The sequence below is a fragment of the Bacillus sp. Root131 genome (genome assembly GCF_001429475.1).
Lineage (GTDB): Bacteria > Bacillota > Bacilli > Bacillales > Bacillaceae_G > Bacillus_A > Bacillus_A thuringiensis_S.
The window spans coordinates 824642-842966 of the sequence record NZ_LMJQ01000001.1 but is presented as its reverse complement, the minus strand read 5'-3'; the positions used below and the strand labels follow the sequence as shown (position 1 = coordinate 842966).

Below are 18325 nucleotides of genomic sequence, written 5' to 3'. Positions count from 1 at the left end.
GTTTCTATACTACTATATCAACCCTATTTATACTAGCATAATCAACTGAATATGGCGACCAAAAACTATAAAAAAATCACTCCATTTCACATTTTTAACAATTTTTTATGAAAACATGAAAACTAGGCACTCACCTTTCTCCGCTTTTGTCATATGATATTGCAAATTGATTTCTAGGAGGGAATACCATGAGTGAAGAAAAAAAAGATTCTTCTCGCCCACCGGTTCGTAATTACTTAAAGCAAATTGATGATTTCTTCGAGCAAACACCTCTTCGCAATGTAATCGCTGATTTAAATCATTTTTTCCAAAAAGGAAACCGTTTATTAACATTCCCTGTAGATTTATATGAAGTTGGTGAAGAACTCGTTGTTACAGCTGAACTACCAGGTATACAAAAAGAGCAAATCCAAATTGAAATACAAAGTGAATACTTAAAAGTCTCTGTAAAAGAAGAGATACTCGAAGAGGAAGAAGAAACATCCCATAACTATTATCGCCGAGAACGTTCCATTTCAGAAGCATCAAGATTGATTAAGTTGCCGTATTCAATTAATAAAAAAGCAGCAAAAGCTTCTTATCAAAACGGCGTATTAGAAATTCGGGCGCCGAAACTTCCCCAACAACATGACATTTTATCCATAGACTAATGCAAAAAAAATAAGGGTGCTATGCACCCTTATTTTTAATCCACTAATCGCTTCATATCACGTATAATGTCTTCGTATGGCGTATTACTAATGCCACTATACTTTTTCATTACTTTTCCGTTTTGATCAATTAAATAAAATGATGTACCATGCATGACCTGACCGTTCTCCGGCTTATCTACAAGTGATTGGAAATTATCTTTTGAAAACTTTGTAATATCTTCTAACGAATATCCCGTTAATAAATTCCAGTTACTAGTATCCTCTGTAAACTTTTGAATAAATGCTTTCAGATTTTCTGGTTTATCAAGGTCTGGATCTACACTAAATGAAACAAACTGAACGTCTATCTTCTCTTCTTTTGCCATCTTTTGCAGCTTGGCCATATTTGCAGTCATTGGTGGACAAACTGTTTGACAATTTGTGAACATAAAATCTGCAACCCAAACTTTCCCTTTTAAATCTTTTGTACCAAATTGCTTTCCATCTTGATTTGTAAATTGGAAAGTTTCTAAATCCCAATTCAATGGTTTACGAAGCTTTGAACCTGATCCACTACATCCAGCAAGTACAAAGAGACAAAATACAACCATAAGACCAATTATTTTTTGATAACGCTTCATTTATAAACCTCTTTTCTCTATCCTAAATTTAAATAGGTTATGTTTATAATAACAAAAGTTAACACTACGAGAAAATTGTTTACTACATTTGTTCACGAAATCGTACGAATTTACGTATGTTACTTCTTTATTTCAAGCGAATTACTAGACAAAATATATTTTTTTACTATTATTTCTATAAATAGAAGTGATAAAACTATTTTTATTGTTACTTTTGTAAATACCTTTCCCTATTTTTTAACAATTCCTTAAACATTAATCCATGTTTTACACTGTATTCCTTAACAACATTTCGGTACAATACAAATACAACGATTTTAAATGAGGTGATGTTCATGGCAAAGCGCTATGAAAATATGGATAATGTTAGTACAAAAAAATCAATTCGCTCTTTTTTACGCTGGCGTAAAGAACGAAAGCAAAACAAAAAAGATTTTTCTTTCTTAGTAGAACAATCACCCGTTAAACAAAGTGCATTTTTGCAAAGTAATGTAAAAAAAACGACTGTCACATGGATTGGGCATTCTACTTTTCTTATCCAAACGAATGGACTTAATATATTAACAGATCCAGTATGGGCCAATAAATTAAAGCTAGTTCCAAGACTTACAGAACCTGGACTCTCTATAGAAGCACTACCTAAAATTGATATTGTCCTTATTTCACATGGTCATTATGATCATTTAGATTTTTCAACTCTTCGTCAGTTGAATGATGATGTTCTATACCTTGTACCTATCGGATTAAAAAAATTATTTACTCGTAAGAAATTTAAACATGTAGAAGAGTATAAATGGTGGGAAAGTACGATAATTAACGAAGTTTCTTTTCACTTCGTACCTGCTCAGCACTGGACGAGAAGATTCTTATTTGATATGAATACGTCTCACTGGGGGGGATGGATTATTGATAATGAAACGACTATGGAAACCATATATTTTTGTGGCGACAGTGGCTATTTCCAAGGTTTCAAAGAAATTGGTGAACGCTTTTTAATTGATATTGCTCTTATGCCCATTGGCGCTTATGAACCAGAATGGTTTATGAAAGTATCTCATGTTTCACCTGAAGAGGCTGTGCAAGCTTATTTAGATTTAAACGCTACTCATTTTATACCGATGCATTACGGAGCATTTGCACTCGCCGATGAAACACCTCGTGAAGCAATAACTAGACTTCGAAATAATTGGAATTTGCGCATGTTACCATGGGAACAACTGCATGTACTCTTTTTAGGCCAAACTTTTATTTATAGTAACGCAACAAATGATAAGCAAATAAATGAAAAAATTGAAACTTTACATGTGTAACGTAGCGACTGATTTTCTACATCTAACATATAATATAGAAAATCCTATAGTGAAGGTTTTTACGGACAGCCCGTTACCTAACCTCTTTGCTCCAGCTAAATTTTGAGGTGGGAGTTTTACTGTCCGCAAATTGCGGGATAAAGGGTGTTTTCTATGAATAGATATTTACAGACTCGCTATATCATTAGCGGTAGTGCCTGTATAGCTCTTCTTATTTCTTACTTTCTATTTACATAAAAAAGCTACTTGAAATATATTTTCAAGTAGCTTTTTTATTACTCTGCTAAATACATAAATCCGATTGCACCCGGACCTGTATGAGTACTAATTATAGGCGTTGTATAGAAAATTTCTGATTGAGCAAACCCACTCACTTTTTCAACCGCCGCTTTCATACTTTCAGCTAAAGGAATTGCTTTCGCATGTGGAATTGCAACAGCCTTTACAACTTTTCCAGCTGTATCTTGCTCAAATAACTTAGCTAATGTTTTTACAATTTGGCCTTGGCTACGAACTTTCGTTACAGGATTATAAACACCGTCTTCAAGACTAGCAATTGGCTTTATATTAAGCAGCGAACCGATAAACGCTTTTCCTTTACCGATACGTCCACCCTTCACTAAGTTTTCTAATGTATCTACTACTACATATAAACGAGTATTCTTTCTTACTTCATCTACACGTTTTAAAATTTCTTCTAGTGAGCGCCCTTCATTTGCCATTTTTGCAGCTTCAATTACTTGATATGCTAAAGCATGTGTAATAAATTGAGAATCAACAACTGTTACTTTTGTATCGGTCATTGATGCAGCACTATTTGCAGTTGCTACAGTACCACTCATTCCACTTGTCATATGAATGGAAAGTACTTCACTTCCATCTTCACCTAACTTGTTATACATTTCTACAAATGTACCCATTGCTGGTTGCGATGTTTTTGGTAATTCCTCTGATTTAAGCATTTCTTCAATAAATTCATCTGGTTGTAGATCAACGCGATCTAAATATGTTTGTCCATTTACAGAGATTGATAATGGTAGAACATGAATGTCATACTTCTCGATTACTTCTTGTGATAAATCTGCCGTTGAATCTGTTACAATTTTAATTTTTTGCATATTATATTCTTCCCTTTCCAATACGCTCTCCTTGTTATTATACTAGTATTCCCATTGCTTTCAACAATTTGGAACGAAATTTCATCAAATTAATTATATTTTTATATCTAAAATGAAAAAGACAGAGCTCCTAACCCTGTCTCTACTCTATATCATGCATTTTTTTCAAGAGTATTTGTTTTATATACATTTAAATAATCATTCCACTTCAAACAATTTTGTAAATATTCACGGAAAGAATATGCAAATCTTGGATGTTTTTGTTTTTGAATTTTTGCAATAAATAATTGAAGACGAGACTGAATTAGAAACGATAATGGATGCTGCGCCTGTAGGACAGGGATTTCGAATATTTTAATACAATCCCCTGTTGAATGAGTGAAATAAAAACTTTTCGTAATCACAATATCAATCCTCTTTTTCATTGGATTTTTGAACTTCCTCTACTTTGCGTTGTAACACGTTGTTTAACGTGGAGTAAAATCAGACTTATATGATTTCTGTAGTCCTTATGGCTAGAAGATTTATACTCTATTCATCTCCACCTAATCCATCTTCCCATCCTAAATATCTCCGAGACGGGAATCTCATTATCCATCAATTGTTTAATACATTTAGTATAAGCTTATAAAAGCGCAAAGTTTGTCTAAATTTTGGAGATTCTATAATTTTTTTCTTCTATATATTGTATACGTTTATAGCTATAGTATAACCAATAAATAAAAAAGTGCCTTTATAACGAGGCACTTTTCGACTGCATTTCTTCTCTTTTCTTTTTCCTCTTACTAACAACCTTTGATAAAGCAATACTTACTTCATAAATACAAATAAGCGGCACCGCAACTAAACTATGAGATAAAAAGTCAGGCGGTGATATACAAGATGCAATGATAATCAGTGCTACGTAAGCATATCTTCTTATTTTTATTAAAAATTCCGCCGTAAGTATTCCAATACTAGTTAAAAACATTACAACGACTGGTAATTCAAAAATCACAGCAAATGGGACTGTTAAATTAAGTACAAAATGAAAATACTTTTCTGTCGTAAACATCGTATTAAACATTTCATTACCTATCGTAGTTAAAAAGTGAAATAGAAATGGCATTACAATAAAGTATCCAAAACATAAACCTGCAATAAATAATATAGACAATACCGGTATATACATTATTGTCATCTTTTGTTCATTTGGATGTAAACCCGGTTTTACAAATAACCAAATTTGTATAGCAGCAAAAGGAATTGTACAAACGATAGCAAATACTGTAGCAATCGAGAAAAAAATCCACAATACATCACTTGGACCGAGAACAGTTAATTTCATTGGTAAATCTTTTACAAGCCAAAAATAAATATCCTTTGTAAAAGTAAATCCGATAATTAAAAATAGTACAAAGGATAACACCGTATATATTACTCTTTTTCGAAGCTCAACAATATGTTCTACTACGCTCATTTCCCGATCTTCCAACTCGTTCACCACACTTTATTTATCCATTACAAGGAAAATACATTACATTTTTTCTTTCTTTTCCTTTTCTTGAAATGCGTCATCTGTCAATTCTTTCGTTGATTTTTTAAACTCTTTTAACGTTTCCCCTAAAGCCTTCCCGATTTCCGGCAATTTTTTAGGCCCAAATAAAATGAGTACTGCTACTAAAATTAAAATTAACCCTGGAAAGCCAATATTTGAAAACATTTCCCCATCCCCTTTATTAGTAGTTTCCTTGTCCTACTATTACATAATTTTATTTTGTCAAAAAAGTTTGAAAACGTCAACAAATCCATTGCCTTTTGTCAAAAAAATTCAAAAATATAATCAATTATACAAATTTCATTTTCTATTGCCCTTGTGTATGATATGGTAAGGGAAATGACATATTATTTCATGATAGTAGAAAGGATTTGCATTATGACTGAAAAAATGACACGAATGACCCAATTTGTAAAAGAAGAAATTGCAAATGCAATTACACATGGTATCGGTGCCATTTTAAGCATCCCTGCCTTAATCATATTGATTATTCATGCTTCTAAGCACGGTACCGCATCAGCTGTAGTTGCATTTACTGTTTATGGTGTAAGCATGTTCTTACTGTACTTGTTTTCAACATTGCTACACAGCATCCATCATCCTAAAGTTGAAAAAATATTTACTATTTTAGATCATTCAGCCATTTACTTATTGATTGCTGGCACGTATACTCCTTTTCTACTTATTACACTTCGTGGCCCATTAGGATGGACGTTACTTGCTATTATATGGACACTTGCAATCGGAGGTATCGTCTTCAAAATTTTCTTTGTACGTCGCTTTATAAAGGCATCAACTTTATGTTACATCATTATGGGCTGGCTCATAATCGTTGCCATTAAACCACTTTATGAAAATCTAACTGGACATGGTTTTTCACTACTTTTAGCAGGTGGAATTTTATATTCTGTCGGAGCTATATTCTTCCTTTGGGAAAAGCTACCTTTCAACCATGCCATATGGCACCTGTTCGTTTTAGGTGGTAGTGCGATGATGTTCTTTTGTGTACTCTTTTATGTCTTACCTACAGCATAATAAAAAAGGTTTCAGCTTACTATAAGCTGAAACCTTTTTTACTACTTATGTAATTGTGATGCGATAACTTCCTGTGTATGCTTCGTTAATTCTTTAATATCCATATTCGCATAATCTTCAGGTGTAATCGGCTTAGAAATTGTTACTGTTGCATGAGCTGGCTTCATACGATTTCCATTCGCTTCAAACATCTTATATGTACCATCTAACGTTACAGGTAAAATTGCTACACCTGACTTTACTGCAAGATGAAAACTACCAGCCTTAAACTCTCCAACTTCGCCACCCTTACTTCTTGTCCCTTCTGGGAAAATTACGATAGAATGTCCATTCTTTAATAGCTCGATTCCATCTTTAATTGCTTTAAGAGATTGACGACGATCGCTACGATCCATAAATACACAATTCATAAGTTCCATCCAAGTTGGCACAACTGGGAACTTTTTAATTTCTGCTTTTGACACGAATCCAATTGGTTTATTTAAGTAACCTAGTAAAACAGGGATATCCATATTACTTTGGTGATTACTTACAACTAGTACCGGCTTGTCTTTCGGAACATTTTCAAGCCCTTTCACTTCTACTGTCCCTCCAGCTACACGTACCATTTTCTTACCAAACCAATTTGTCGTTTTGTACACAGCATTATCTTTTTCTTTTGGCGCCATCGTATTTACTTGTCTTTTAAGACGCCACATTCTCGGTGTAATCGCAATTACGATTAAAATTAAATAAAAGATTTTAAAAAACGTTTGAATCATACAGAACCCCCACCTATTATCATTCCGACCTTCATTATACTAGACAAACGAAGGAAAAAGAAGAAAAAAAGTCCAAACATCAAGTGTTTGGACTTTTTAAGGCATTCTATATTAGAAACGTTTTGCTAATTCACGAGCATTAGCAATTGCTGCTTCTTTAATTTCTTGTGCTTTTTCAGGGTTTGCATTCATACCTTCAACTGCAATATATTCAGTTTCATTTACTCCGACAAATCCTAATACAGTTTTTAAGTGATTACGACCGAAGTCTACAGCTGCGTATGCTCCTTCAGAATATACGCCACCTGTTGCTTGAATGTGAAGTGCTTTTTTACCTTCTAATAAGCCAACTGGACCATTTTCAGTATATTTGAATGTTTTACCTGCGATTGCTACGTTATCTAAGTATGCTTTTACTACTGGTGGATAGCTAAAGTTCCACATTGGAGTTACGAATACATAACGATCTGCATGCATAAATGTTTCTAAGTTTGTGTTCATTGCTGCTACTTTTTGTTGTTGAACTTCAGTTAAAGTTTCAAAACCTTCACCTGCTGCAAATTTACCCCAAGCACCAAATACATCTGCATCGATTGCTGGTACAGTAGTATTGAATAGATCAATTGTTACAACTTCGTCTTGTGGATGCTCGTTTTTATAAGCCTCGATGAAAGCTTCCCCTACTGCCATTCCGAAAGAACCTTCTGCTGAATTTGGATTTGCTGTGATAAATAGTACTTTTGTCATTGTATTCTCTCCCTTTTTTCTCTTTATCTTTAATTCAAGATTTATTTTTCAAAAGTTAATAACTTACCTTATGTAAGTATAATACAAAAAGTTTTAATTAATGTCAATAAAAAATAGCTACTTTTTTTTCGTAAGTTAATGATTTATTTTGTTTCTTTAAAATTTAGTATACAGATATTAAGACTCCTCATACAAAAAGGCTATCTCTATAATTTATAGAGATAGCCTTTTATTACATATTATTTTTGAAAAACATGTTTTACTTTTTCAGCTGGAATGTTACTTCCACCTCTACCTTTTACATCTTCAATCATCATTGTAATGACCATATCTGGTGAATTCAAATCAAATGCAGCGAACCAGCCTAGTTCTTTTCCTTCGGCCTCTTTGGATACTTTTAATTCCGCTGTACCTGTTTTTCCAGCAAGAGTCATTCCATCAATTTTAGCAATTTTCCCTGTACCATCCGGATCATTAATTACTTTCGTCATAGCAGTTTTTAATATATCCTGATTTCCTTTAGAAATTACATTTTCTTTCCAAGCTTTTGGTTGTTTATCTGTTTTAATAATATACGGTGATGGAATCGTTCCATCATTTACAATTGGCGCATACGTTAAAGCTAAATGAAGAGGAGTCATTAATACTTGCCCTTGTCCATATCCTGTATCTGCCATTTGAATATCATTTTTAATACCGTCATTTGCAATTTTAGAAGCAGGGAATCCATATTCAATTGGTAATTTTTCATCGAATCCGAATTTTTTCGCTTCACTCATAAACTTGTCTTTTCCGATTTTCAATGCTTCTTGTGCGAAGTAAATATTATCCGAGTATTTCATCGCCTTATCAAAATCAATCGGATTTGCATCTTTCACACGCGTTACATAATAATTACCCCAAGAAGAATCTTTTGTCCATTTTAATCCTTCAATTTTTAACTCTTCTTTTGGATCAATCGTTTTCGTTTCAAGACCAATTGCAGCTGTAATTGGTTTAAATACAGAACCTGGTACCGATAATTGTGTAAAGCGATTCGTCATCGGTTTTTTCGGATCATTATTCCAAGCTTCGCGTTGTGCTTTCGATGTTCCTCGTGCAATTAAATTCGGATCATATGCTGGACTACTTACTAGTGCAATTGTTTCTCCACTTTTCGGATTAATTGCTGCACTTGAACCAGCTTCGCCCTTCATTTCATTGTACGTTTTTTCTTGAACAGCACTATCAATAGTTAAAGTTACGTTTTCTCCATCAACAGCATCTGTTTTTGCCAAGTTTTTAATTTCTTTTCCTTGTGCATCTTCTACAAAGACACGGCCACCTTTTTTACCGCGTAGCTTTTCCTCTAATACTTGCTCTAAACCAGCTTTACCAACTGGATCATCAGCTTGATAGCCTTTCTTTTGAAGCGTTTTTAAATCTTCAGCATTTACCTTTCCGATATAACCAGTTAGATGAGCTGCCGCTTCCCCTAATGGATATGTACGAACATTTACAGGTTTTGTTGAAACACCTGCTAAATCAATGTACGTATTTTGCGTTGCCCCTTCAGGCAAAATTCCAATTGGTACGAGATACCCTGGTTTTACCCATTTAGCAGCTAATTTTTGATCAATTTCTTCTACAGTCATATTTAACAACTTCGCTACTGTCTCTTTCGTTTGCGGAGCAGTATCGTCTAATTTTTCTGGAACTATTCCAATTTCAGAAGCTTTCCCATTCGTTGCAAGACCTTTTCCATTACGATCGTATATTTCACCACGTTTTGGCTGTGTTGTCTGCATACGCACTTTACTATCTTTCGTCATACCAGGGAAAATAAAATCAGGAGTCCAATCTATTTTCCAAGATTCTTTATCTCCATCTTTTTCTTTCACCATTTTTGCTTCATGGCCAAAAGTAATTTTACCACCAACTGTATCCATGCTTACTTTAAAAGGAACAGGGCCTTCATCTTTTTTATCTTCTTTTACTTCCCCTGTTTCTACCTTTAAGTCTTTTACTTCGATACCAGAATAAATTTTTTCATATTTCTCAGTAAACTCTTTCTTTGAAATATCTTTTTTTGCATTTTTTGATAGTTGATCATACATATCTGCAAATTTTTGTTTATTCCATGCTTTTACATATGTATCAAACGCTTCTTGTGGTTTTTCTTCTTTACCGCATCCAACTAACATGAATGTTAAGCAAAGAAAAAGAATCCCCCATATCTTTCTCAATCCATTCTCCTCCTCTTTCTATATTAGTAATTTTGAAAATTTTAGCATTTTTTACATGCTACCTATCATTATAGCACTATCGAATCTCATCTATAAACTTATATTGGTGAATATAAATAAAAAGATTGATGCGAATTCTCACATCAACCTTTTTTATTATTGTTGTTTCTCATATACATGGTAATAATACGTATACGGGTTTTGTTCATCCGTTAAACCTTTTTCCACAAAAATCTCTTTCCAATTTGTCATATCCATTTCTGGGAAGAATGTATCTCCTTCAAATGCATAATGGATTTTTGTTATATACAATTTGTCTACATAAGGTAAAAAGAGATCATAAATTTGCGCCCCGCCAAAAATAAAAATCTCTTCTTCATTTTTACATAGTTCAAATACTTCTTCTACAGAATGAACAACTTCACATCCTTCAACGTGATATCCTTCATTACGAGTTACAATAATATTACGTCTTCCAGGCAGCGGTCTACCAATCGCTTCATAGTTCTTTCTTCCCATAATAAGCGGGTGACCCATCGTTGTTTTCTTCACGTATTGTAATTCACTCGGTAAACGCCAAGGTAAATTATTATCTTTACCAATTACTCTATTTTCGTCCATTGCGACCATAAATGAAACAATCATTTTTTCATCTCCTCTACAATTATACTGCAACCGGTGCTTTAATTGCTGGATGCGGATCGTATCCTTCAATCGTTAAATCTTCCATTTCAAAATCGAAAACAGATTTCACATCTGAATTTAATGTAAGTTTCGGGAACGGACGTGGTTCACGTGCCAATTGCTTTTCTACTTGTTCAAAATGATTTGTATAAATGTGTGCATCTCCAATTGTATGAACAAATTCTCCTACTTCAAGACCACATTCATGTGCAATTAAATGTGTTAGTAGTGAATAACTTGCGATGTTAAATGGAATTCCAAGGAATATGTCACCACTTCTTTGATATAACTGACAAGAAAGTTTTCCGTCCGCTACATAAAACTGGAATAATGTATGACAAGGCGGTAATGCCATACTCGGTACGTCTTCAGGATTCCAAGCAGAAACGATTAAACGACGTGAGTCTGGTGTTTTTTTAATCATTTCAATTACATCTTTTAATTGATCAAGTGTCTCACCGGCTGTCGTTTTCCAAGCACGCCACTGTTTACCGTATACGTCTCCTAAATAACCATATTTATTTGAGAAATCATCATCTTCTAAAACGTTCTTTTTAAACAATTCCATTTGCTCATCGTACTGTACTTTAAATTCTTCATCTTGTTGTGAGCGAAGACCAAAATCAGTCATGTCAGGACCAGTATACTCGTCACTTTCCACCCAGCTCTTAAATGCCCATTCATTCCAAATATTATTATTATGCTGCAATAAATAGCGAATATTTGTATCACCTTTCATAAACCAAAGTAGTTCACTTGCTACAAGGCGAAATGGTACTCTTTTTGTCGTTAATAAAGGAAATCCTTTACTCAAATCAAAACGCATTTGATATCCAAATACAGATACAGTTCCTGTCCCTGTACGATCTTCTTTCTTCGTACCATGTTCCATTACATGGCGGCATAAATTTAAGTATTCATTTTCAGCATGTTTCATATGTAGGAAAACCTTCTTTCAATCGTATATGCAATTTATCATAACATGAAAAATGGTAAAGTTAATAATCCTAATTAATAAAATTTCTCCCACTAATTCTTACAAAATTATTAACTTTCCAAATTTAAAAAGGTTTTCATTTTCTATTACCGAAAGTATAGTGCGGTAGAACAAAATTTATATTTGGAGGTTAGAAGTATGTCTAAATTCGGAACGCCTGTTATGACTTCTTTACAAACAACGGTTGAAAAAATGATGAAGGATTTAAATGTTCCTGGTGCTGCTGTCGCTGTAATAAAAGACGGTGAAGTTATTATTTCAGAAGGTTTCGGCTATCGTAATATAGAAACAAAAGAGGCTGTTACACCGCATACTCGATTCGCAATCGGTTCCTCAACGAAAGCTTTTGGCACACTTTCATTAAGTTTGTTAACACAACAACAAAAATTTAATTGGGATAGTCCTGTCCAGTCTTTTATACCTAACTTCTCTTTATCTGAAGTACTTGCTAGCTCACAAGTTACCGGACGAGATTTAGCTTCTCATCGAACCGGTGTAAGCCGTCATGAGGCTCTTTGGTATAGCTCTTCCTTATCTCGAAAAAATCTCGTTGAAAAAATAAAACATTTACCACTTGATGCGCCGTTCCGAACAGCGTTTCTATATAACAACTTAATGTATACAACAATCAGCTACATTGTGGAAAATATTACAAATCAAACGTGGGAACAATACGTTACAGAACATATTTTAGAGCCTTTAAATATGAATCAAACAAACTTCTCTGTTACAGATTCACAAACTACAGATGATTATGCTTTACCTTACGTTGAAAATGAAGGTAAAATAAAAGAAGTTCCATTCCATAACATCGATACAGTTGGAGCTGCTGGGTGTATTAATTCTACAATTGAAGATATGGCAAATTGGGTCCTTCTTCACTTAAACAAAGGTAAATTTGGAAATCATGAATTAATCTCCTCTGAATTATTACAACAAATGTATACACCACATAATTCCATTCCAGATCAACCAGTTTTATCACTTCCTGAATCTCCATTAAATAGTTACGGTCTTGGTTGGTTTATTAGCGCTTACCGTGGTAATAAGGTAATTCATCATGGCGGTAATATTGATGGGTTTTCAGCACTTGTTTCATTCATACCAACAGAAAACATAGGCCTTGTCATTTTAACGAATGCTGGAGGAACATTACTTCCTACTTATCTCGCTAATCAAATTTATGACGAACTACTTGAATTAGAATCCATTGATTGGCATAAACGTGCTGTAGAAGATACTGAGAAAATGAAGGAAATGATGAAAGAAGCAACTGAATCGCTTCCTGAACAAATTAAAGGGACTACACCTTCTCACAAGTTAGAGGATTATACTGGTACTTTTGAACATCCTGCATACGGAACATTACAAGTATACAAACAAGATGATTCGTTATTTGTACAATTTATGGAGATGAAGGTTCAATTGCACCATCATCACTACGACATCTTCTCTGCAAAAATTGACTTATTCCAAATGAAAATGAGTTTATTATTCGCTTATGAAATGAATGTGAGTGGTGAATTCCCATCTCTTCAGTTACATGTGCCAGCTATGTTAAGTACTCAGCCGCTGACATTTAAGAAAATCAAATAATTATTTTGATGGTAAAAAATAAAGGTAGGTGCGAATCACACCTACCTTTTCTATTTCATATCCATCTTATCTGGTTGAAACCAAATCGGCTTCAATAGTTCAAAGTTTTTATGATCTTCTAATACAATATGAAGACGCTCTAACGTATCCTCCAACATATGCGGTGCTGCTCGTAATGTCCAGACAACTGATGAGAAAACTGTCATGCCAACGTACACCGCATATAATTTCCAGAACTCCTCTGGTATTCTCTCATTAAAGTATCCTTCTATTTGTCCGATTGAATATGGAATACTAATGTCTCTTGCAAATAGTGCAATTTTTACGAAATCATGCAGTGGGTCGCCCCAGTCATAACCATTAAAATCAACTACACCTACATATCTCCCATCCCGTACAATTATATTTTCTAAATGAAAATCATCGTGTTGAAATCGATTTGGGCGATCCTTTACATACATTTCATTTTCATCTATAAACTTAATAATTTTATCATCATTTTCAATTTTAATTCCGCATGTTTTATACGCCTCTAAATATTTCCTATGTTTTTTCATTGCTCTTTCATACCACGGAAGTATATTCTTAGGAGCTTCAAGTGTATGCATTTTCGCTAAATCTTTTCCTGCCTCTATGCCAATATCATATTGTTCTTTTGGTGAATACGTAGACAATAGTCTCTTCGCATCTTCCCCTTCTAAATATGAAAAAATACTATAGCATACACCTTCTTCTTCCAATATACCTATTTCAATTGGCCTTTGTGCCTGTACGTTACATTTTACCATTTCATTTAAAATTTGAAACTCTATTTTCTTTCTTTCATACTCTTTTATATCGCCTGTCCGAAATAAATATTTTTCATTATTCGCACTCATAATTATATATTTCTTGTCAGGCGAAAAACCTTTAGAAATTTCTTTAATATCCACTGCATCTTTTACAATTTGTATATTGTTTTGCTGCGCTGTAATTATCTTCATATCTATTCCCCTTACATTTCTGCCTTTGGTGTATAGGCAACTTCTACAATAAATCCATTCGGATCGTAAAAATCAATCGTATAGTAACCTTCCGAATAATGATTCATTTCAATTGGACCACGTATTACCTTCACTTTCGTACTAGAAAGAAAATCTGCTACTTCATCAACTACTTCTCTATGAATAGCTTGATAACAAATATGTCTAGGCCCTAACGTCCTTACGATTTCCTCATCTACTTCTTTAAAATATATTTCACTTTCTCCTGTGCTATATGCTACTTCATTTAACTTTCTCCATCCAATTATGGAAAACAACTTATTATAAAAAGAAATGGACTCCTCCAAATTCGCTACCCAAAATTCAATATGATGAATGCCTGCTCGAAGTGTATTCATATTAAGAATACGCTCCTTGTACTACTTCCACAATTTCCATCGGCTTATGAACCATATAATCTGGTGCATCTTTTTTCACTGTTTCAATGACATCATATCCCCAAGATACCCAAATCACGTTCACTCCAGCCTTTTTACACGCTGCTACATCTCGCTGTTCATCACCAACGTATAACATATCCTGCTCTGTTATCTTTTTCGATTTTAAAAATCTTTTTATCATTTTATCTTTACCAAACAGATTTTTAGAACAATACACTTCTTGTATATTTTCTATATCATTCTTGTGTAAAAATGCCCGAATATGCTCTTCTGAGTTAGATGATATAACCGCAATACCGTATCCTTTTTTATATAGTTCATCTAATACATCCTTCATCCCATGAAATAAAACAAGATCTTTTATAGCAGGCTGATATAATTTATAAAACTCCAACGCTAATATCGGTAATTTATACAGTGGTACATCGAGTTGTTTACATCTCTCTGGCATCGTTAATTTACGTAAATGTTCAATTTCTTCTTCCTTTACCGTTTTATATCCGTGCTTTTCAGCAATTTGATTATAAATTGGTACAAATATATTTTGCGAATCTACTAATGTGCCATCAAAGTCAAAAACAATGTATTTTTGCATCTCCATACTCCTTTTACTTCTTTTTTCTAAACCTATGTTATTCAACAACATAGTTGTCTGTCCCTTCTATAAACATAAAAAAGAACAAGATTTTCTCTTGTTCTTTTTAAGACAACCATTTCGGCGGTACATTTGTATTCCAATAAATATTTCCTAACTCATGATGTCCAGAGTATCCATCATCAAAACGGTGATAATGGAAATTAAAATAATAACCATCTTGCGGCGGATGATCTCTTCTTACATGGAAACGCAATAAATCATTTCCTGATTTCGTATCGTAGACGTGAAAAATCTTTTCATTATTTCCACCAGCTGGTTTTTGAGAAATCGCTAATGATTGTAGTGAGTCTTCTGGTACATCACTAGCAAGCTCAGCAATTGCCTCTTCAATTTTCGGTAATATTACATCTTTAAATTCATCTTCAATTACTGGACCAATTTTAGTACCAAACTTTTGCATCGACTGCTTCTCTGCTTCTTGCATTGCATAAGTAATAAAAGTATCGGTGGTTAACCTGTCATTCGTTTCTTCATATGTATAGGACGTGCTCTCCAAACTTTGTTGCCCAGCTGTGCTCGTAGGCTTGTCCGCAGCTTTGGCATTATCAAGCAATATGGAAGGAGGCGTCACTAAACCAAATGTAAATACGGTAATTAATGCGACTAAGGTTTTTCTAAACCAATTTGGCATTTATGTTCCCTCCCCTTTCACTCATTATTTTTTATATAACGGTGGTTTCTTCTATTATACAAAATGATTATAATTTTTGCACTTTACAATTTTGTTAACGTTCACATATTTTTCACTTGAATATGAAATTGTAAGATTTCATACAATATTAATACCACAATATTGAGGAGGCACTTGAATGACTTTAGATGTCATGTATTCCGCCGCAAGCATACTCGTTTTAGTATATTTTATTTATCAATGTGTTACAGACTAGAAAAAGAGCCGTCAATGGCTCTTTTTTTATGGTAAAAATACAATCCATACAATTAATAAAATAAAAACAAAGCCACCAATCACAGCTGGCAATAAATAAAACTGGGCAAGTATAACTATTGCATACAAGAGTATTGCTGGTAGTAGTAAATAACGATCTGCCTTCCACCTTAGCAAAAGTAATTTTCCTTCTTCACAATATAAATGAAGAAACATTTTTTTCGTAAATTCATTCCAATAATCACGCGCATAGCGAGAAATTGCAACTACAGTAAATACAAGAACAATAGCTGCAATCCACCTTGGAGTCATGATTATACTTGCAGTACTCATACATACAATTTGAATATAAAATATTCGTGCAGTACTTGTACGGAAAAATTCTTTCAAAAAAGATTCGATAATAAGAGAATCTGCTTTTTTTCCTAATAGTCTTTTAGAACGCGGAAACATCCACGGTTTTTTATTCGAGCTACTCGGTTTAGCTGCATGACCACCAACTTGCATAATTCCGCTCGTCCAGCGCATGCTTTCCTCTTTTTCTTTCTCGATTTCTTTAAAAAAGAACTTTTTATAATTCATTTTCTCTTTTACTAATACACTACTTAAGAAAATTACTAGACCGATAAATAGAATTGAATAATATAGATTTTTATAAATAAAAAATAAACTAATTCCAAAAAAGGACAAGCTCATAGAAAATACTACATTTTTTACAATCCATAAAACCCATCGTTTCCCCACCTGTACATGAATAAATCTTGTTAACAACGACAACATAAATCGAAATATAGTAAAGAATACCCAAAATAATACGACTTGTATCTCTGTTACTCCGATACTTTTCATCAACACTGGTAACATAATAACGACTACTATTACATTCGTTATCGCTATTCGAACAAATGTGTACATCATGCCATACTGGACTAATTTTCGCATATGTGTTGCATACGAAATTAAAAATAAACTATCCGCTTGCTCAAAAAACGAACGAACTCCTCTCGGATATGTTACTAGATAAAATGCGAGTAATCCTAATCCGAAATAAATCGTCTCTTCCATTGATAATTCATTTATCCATAGTGACCTATAATAGATTCCCATAAATATAAGTGTTGGAATAATAATATATAACGCGACTGTCCAATCTGTTACCGAACATATAGAATTCCACTTCCGCTGGAGCTCATGACATAATCTTTTATAAAATTGTTGTTTAATCATGTTGTTCACGCCTTACAATTATATCAAAACAGTCTAGTAATGAGCTATCCGGCATTTCCGCTAACATTTGAATAGATTCTAAATGTCCATCTGCGACTAATGTACCTTGTGAAATGAGTAAAAATCTTTCACAAATTTTTTCAGCAGTATCCAATACGTGCGTACAAAGTAAAATTCCTGCTCCGCGCTCTTTTTCTTTATATAAATAACTTAAAAACTCTTTCGTAGCTACTGGATCTAAACCGATAAAGGGTTCGTCAATTATATAAAAATCTGGCTCAGTTAAAAACGCCAATATTAGCATCGATTTTTGTTTCATACCTTTTGAAAACTTTGATAAATATTCATGTTTATGCTTATCCATTCGAAAAGTATGTAATAATTGTCCCGCTCTTTCTTCCCAGCTTCCCATTTCACTTCCACGAGCTGCCATTAATAATTCAATATGTTCCCAGAGCGTCAAGTAATCATAGTATGTTGGATGTTCTGGTACGTATGCATACGGATTTTTCTTTTCACCGAATGATATTTCACCGTCCATATTTACAAGTAATCCCAGCATCGTTTTTATCGTCGTACTCTTCCCAGCACCATTTGCTCCAATAAGAGCAACTAGTTCACCTTTTTCGATAGAAAAAGCTATATCACGAATTGTTTTTTCACCTATTTCATATCCAGCTGAGCGGATATTTACTTCTAACATGCATTTCCCCTCTTTCCATTTCCAATACAATCAAGGAAAAGAATAACATATAACTATCTATATATCATTATAAAATATTTATTTTTATGGCAGGAAAAAACATTTTTTAACAGAATACTAAATGTTTGATTACATTTTATTGGAG

20 protein-coding genes are annotated in these 18325 nt (G+C 33.6%); 4 read left to right on the top strand and 16 right to left on the bottom strand.

Annotated features, from left to right (window positions below; translation table 11 throughout):
• Positions 1–188 precede the first annotated feature (188 nt).
• Positions 189–650: an Hsp20/alpha crystallin family protein gene (locus tag ASE54_RS04300; RefSeq protein ID WP_001288086.1), complete on the top strand. Its 462-nt coding sequence runs from the start codon at positions 189–191 to the stop codon at positions 648–650.
• A 35-nt stretch (positions 651–685) separates the two neighbouring features.
• Here ASE54_RS04300 and ASE54_RS04295 read toward each other — a convergent pair whose 3' ends face one another.
• Complete coding sequence (locus ASE54_RS04295; RefSeq protein WP_000833341.1) at positions 686–1273, bottom strand: SCO family protein; 588 nt, start codon at positions 1271–1273, stop codon at positions 686–688.
• Between the two features lie 335 nt (positions 1274–1608).
• Between ASE54_RS04295 and ASE54_RS04290 the strand changes: the two genes are divergently transcribed.
• Positions 1609–2583 carry an MBL fold metallo-hydrolase gene (locus ASE54_RS04290; RefSeq protein WP_001129637.1) on the top strand — a complete coding sequence of 325 codons (975 nt, stop codon included), beginning with the start codon at positions 1609–1611 and terminating at the stop codon, positions 2581–2583.
• Between the two features lie 275 nt (positions 2584–2858).
• On the opposite strand, the gene ASE54_RS04285 is transcribed toward ASE54_RS04290, so the two are convergent.
• The 4 genes from ASE54_RS04285 to ASE54_RS04270 all read right to left on the bottom strand — a co-directional run bounded on the left by ASE54_RS04285 (position 2859) and on the right by ASE54_RS04270 (position 5403).
• Entirely contained in the window at positions 2859–3701 is an 843-nt protein-coding gene (locus tag ASE54_RS04285) for a DegV family protein (RefSeq protein WP_014894780.1), read from the bottom strand.
• 152 nt (positions 3702–3853) lie between these two features.
• The gene (locus tag ASE54_RS04280) at positions 3854–4105 is read right to left on the bottom strand and encodes a DUF2535 family protein (RefSeq protein WP_000629010.1); all 252 of its coding nucleotides are present in this window, start codon (positions 4103–4105) and stop codon (positions 3854–3856) included.
• 329 nt (positions 4106–4434) lie between these two features.
• Positions 4435–5160, bottom strand: a complete 726-nt coding sequence (gene tatC / locus ASE54_RS04275) for a twin-arginine translocase subunit TatC (RefSeq protein WP_000117643.1) — start codon at positions 5158–5160, stop codon at positions 4435–4437.
• A gap of 57 nt (positions 5161–5217) precedes the next feature.
• On the bottom strand, positions 5218–5403 hold the full coding sequence (locus ASE54_RS04270) for a twin-arginine translocase TatA/TatE family subunit (RefSeq protein WP_000492443.1): 186 nt from the start codon (positions 5401–5403) through the stop codon (positions 5218–5220).
• A 213-nt stretch (positions 5404–5616) separates the two neighbouring features.
• Here ASE54_RS04270 and ASE54_RS04265 point away from each other — a divergent pair, with 213 nt between their 5' ends.
• Positions 5617–6273: a hemolysin III family protein gene (locus ASE54_RS04265; RefSeq protein WP_000136889.1), complete on the top strand. Its 657-nt coding sequence runs from the start codon at positions 5617–5619 to the stop codon at positions 6271–6273.
• Between the two features lie 41 nt (positions 6274–6314).
• Here the strand turns inward: ASE54_RS04265 and ASE54_RS04260 are convergent, their stop codons facing one another.
• The 5 genes from ASE54_RS04260 to ASE54_RS04240 form a co-directional block, all read right to left on the bottom strand.
• Positions 6315–7034, bottom strand: coding sequence for a lysophospholipid acyltransferase family protein (locus ASE54_RS04260; RefSeq protein ID WP_000616579.1), 720 nt, complete (start codon positions 7032–7034; stop codon positions 6315–6317).
• Between the two features lie 111 nt (positions 7035–7145).
• Positions 7146–7781 (bottom strand): FMN-dependent NADH-azoreductase, encoded by a 636-nt coding sequence (locus tag ASE54_RS04255; RefSeq protein ID WP_000170033.1) that lies wholly within the window; start codon positions 7779–7781, stop codon positions 7146–7148.
• 239 nt (positions 7782–8020) lie between these two features.
• Positions 8021–10006 (bottom strand): penicillin-binding protein 3, encoded by a 1986-nt coding sequence (pbpC, locus tag ASE54_RS04250; RefSeq protein WP_001227237.1) that lies wholly within the window; start codon positions 10004–10006, stop codon positions 8021–8023.
• A gap of 156 nt (positions 10007–10162) precedes the next feature.
• A complete protein-coding gene (locus tag ASE54_RS04245) occupies positions 10163–10651 on the bottom strand; it encodes a dihydrofolate reductase (protein WP_000637208.1) in 489 nt (162 codons plus the stop codon).
• A gap of 19 nt (positions 10652–10670) precedes the next feature.
• Entirely contained in the window at positions 10671–11627 is a 957-nt protein-coding gene (locus ASE54_RS04240) for a thymidylate synthase (RefSeq protein WP_000679602.1), read from the bottom strand.
• Positions 11628–11825: 198 nt separating this feature from the next.
• On the opposite strand from ASE54_RS04240, the gene ASE54_RS04235 reads away from it, so the two are divergent.
• Positions 11826–13283: a serine hydrolase gene (locus ASE54_RS04235; protein ID WP_000032719.1), complete on the top strand. Its 1458-nt coding sequence runs from the start codon at positions 11826–11828 to the stop codon at positions 13281–13283.
• Positions 13284–13333: 50 nt separating this feature from the next.
• Here the strand turns inward: ASE54_RS04235 and ASE54_RS04230 are convergent, their stop codons facing one another.
• From ASE54_RS04230 to ASE54_RS04205, 6 genes are all read right to left on the bottom strand, one after another.
• On the bottom strand, positions 13334–14266 hold the full coding sequence (locus ASE54_RS04230) for a phosphotransferase (RefSeq protein WP_000692069.1): 933 nt from the start codon (positions 14264–14266) through the stop codon (positions 13334–13336).
• Positions 14267–14277: 11 nt separating this feature from the next.
• A complete protein-coding gene (locus ASE54_RS04225; protein WP_001094667.1) occupies positions 14278–14664 on the bottom strand; it encodes a VOC family protein in 387 nt (128 codons plus the stop codon).
• A gap of 1 nt (position 14665) precedes the next feature.
• Entirely contained in the window at positions 14666–15301 is a 636-nt protein-coding gene (locus ASE54_RS04220) for an HAD family hydrolase (protein WP_001174980.1), read from the bottom strand.
• A gap of 106 nt (positions 15302–15407) precedes the next feature.
• Entirely contained in the window at positions 15408–15995 is a 588-nt protein-coding gene (locus ASE54_RS04215) for a YpjP family protein (protein ID WP_001134421.1), read from the bottom strand.
• Positions 15996–16277: 282 nt separating this feature from the next.
• Complete coding sequence (locus ASE54_RS04210; protein ID WP_000595437.1) at positions 16278–17477, bottom strand: ABC transporter permease; 1200 nt, start codon at positions 17475–17477, stop codon at positions 16278–16280.
• Positions 17470–18180 (bottom strand): ABC transporter ATP-binding protein, encoded by a 711-nt coding sequence (locus ASE54_RS04205; protein WP_000895248.1) that lies wholly within the window; start codon positions 18178–18180, stop codon positions 17470–17472. Before ASE54_RS04205 ends, ASE54_RS04210 begins: the two co-directional genes overlap by 8 nt.
• Between the last annotated feature and the right edge of the window lie 145 nt (positions 18181–18325).

Coding starts and splice junctions, on each gene's coding strand:
- ASE54_RS04290 (WP_001129637.1), top strand. CDS start 1,609: ATGGCAAAGCGCTATGAAAATATGGATAATGTTAGTACAAAAAAATCA.
- ASE54_RS04295 (WP_000833341.1), bottom strand. CDS start 1,273: ATGAAGCGTTATCAAAAAATAATTGGTCTTATGGTTGTATTTTGTCTC.
- ASE54_RS04215 (WP_001134421.1), bottom strand. CDS start 15,995: ATGCCAAATTGGTTTAGAAAAACCTTAGTCGCATTAATTACCGTATTT.
- ASE54_RS04245 (WP_000637208.1), bottom strand. CDS start 10,651: ATGATTGTTTCATTTATGGTCGCAATGGACGAAAATAGAGTAATTGGT.
- ASE54_RS04285 (WP_014894780.1), bottom strand. CDS start 3,701: ATGCAAAAAATTAAAATTGTAACAGATTCAACGGCAGATTTATCACAA.
- ASE54_RS04300 (WP_001288086.1), top strand. CDS start 189: ATGAGTGAAGAAAAAAAAGATTCTTCTCGCCCACCGGTTCGTAATTAC.
- ASE54_RS04260 (WP_000616579.1), bottom strand. CDS start 7,034: ATGATTCAAACGTTTTTTAAAATCTTTTATTTAATTTTAATCGTAATT.
- ASE54_RS04265 (WP_000136889.1), top strand. CDS start 5,617: ATGACTGAAAAAATGACACGAATGACCCAATTTGTAAAAGAAGAAATT.
- ASE54_RS04270 (WP_000492443.1), bottom strand. CDS start 5,403: ATGTTTTCAAATATTGGCTTTCCAGGGTTAATTTTAATTTTAGTAGCA.
- ASE54_RS04225 (WP_001094667.1), bottom strand. CDS start 14,664: ATGAATACACTTCGAGCAGGCATTCATCATATTGAATTTTGGGTAGCG.
- ASE54_RS04210 (WP_000595437.1), bottom strand. CDS start 17,477: ATGATTAAACAACAATTTTATAAAAGATTATGTCATGAGCTCCAGCGG.
- ASE54_RS04230 (WP_000692069.1), bottom strand. CDS start 14,266: ATGAAGATAATTACAGCGCAGCAAAACAATATACAAATTGTAAAAGAT.
- ASE54_RS04235 (WP_000032719.1), top strand. CDS start 11,826: ATGTCTAAATTCGGAACGCCTGTTATGACTTCTTTACAAACAACGGTT.
- tatC (WP_000117643.1), bottom strand. CDS start 5,160: ATGAGCGTAGTAGAACATATTGTTGAGCTTCGAAAAAGAGTAATATAT.
- ASE54_RS04205 (WP_000895248.1), bottom strand. CDS start 18,180: ATGTTAGAAGTAAATATCCGCTCAGCTGGATATGAAATAGGTGAAAAA.
- ASE54_RS04240 (WP_000679602.1), bottom strand. CDS start 11,627: ATGAAACATGCTGAAAATGAATACTTAAATTTATGCCGCCATGTAATG.
- ASE54_RS04220 (WP_001174980.1), bottom strand. CDS start 15,301: ATGCAAAAATACATTGTTTTTGACTTTGATGGCACATTAGTAGATTCG.
- ASE54_RS04255 (WP_000170033.1), bottom strand. CDS start 7,781: ATGACAAAAGTACTATTTATCACAGCAAATCCAAATTCAGCAGAAGGT.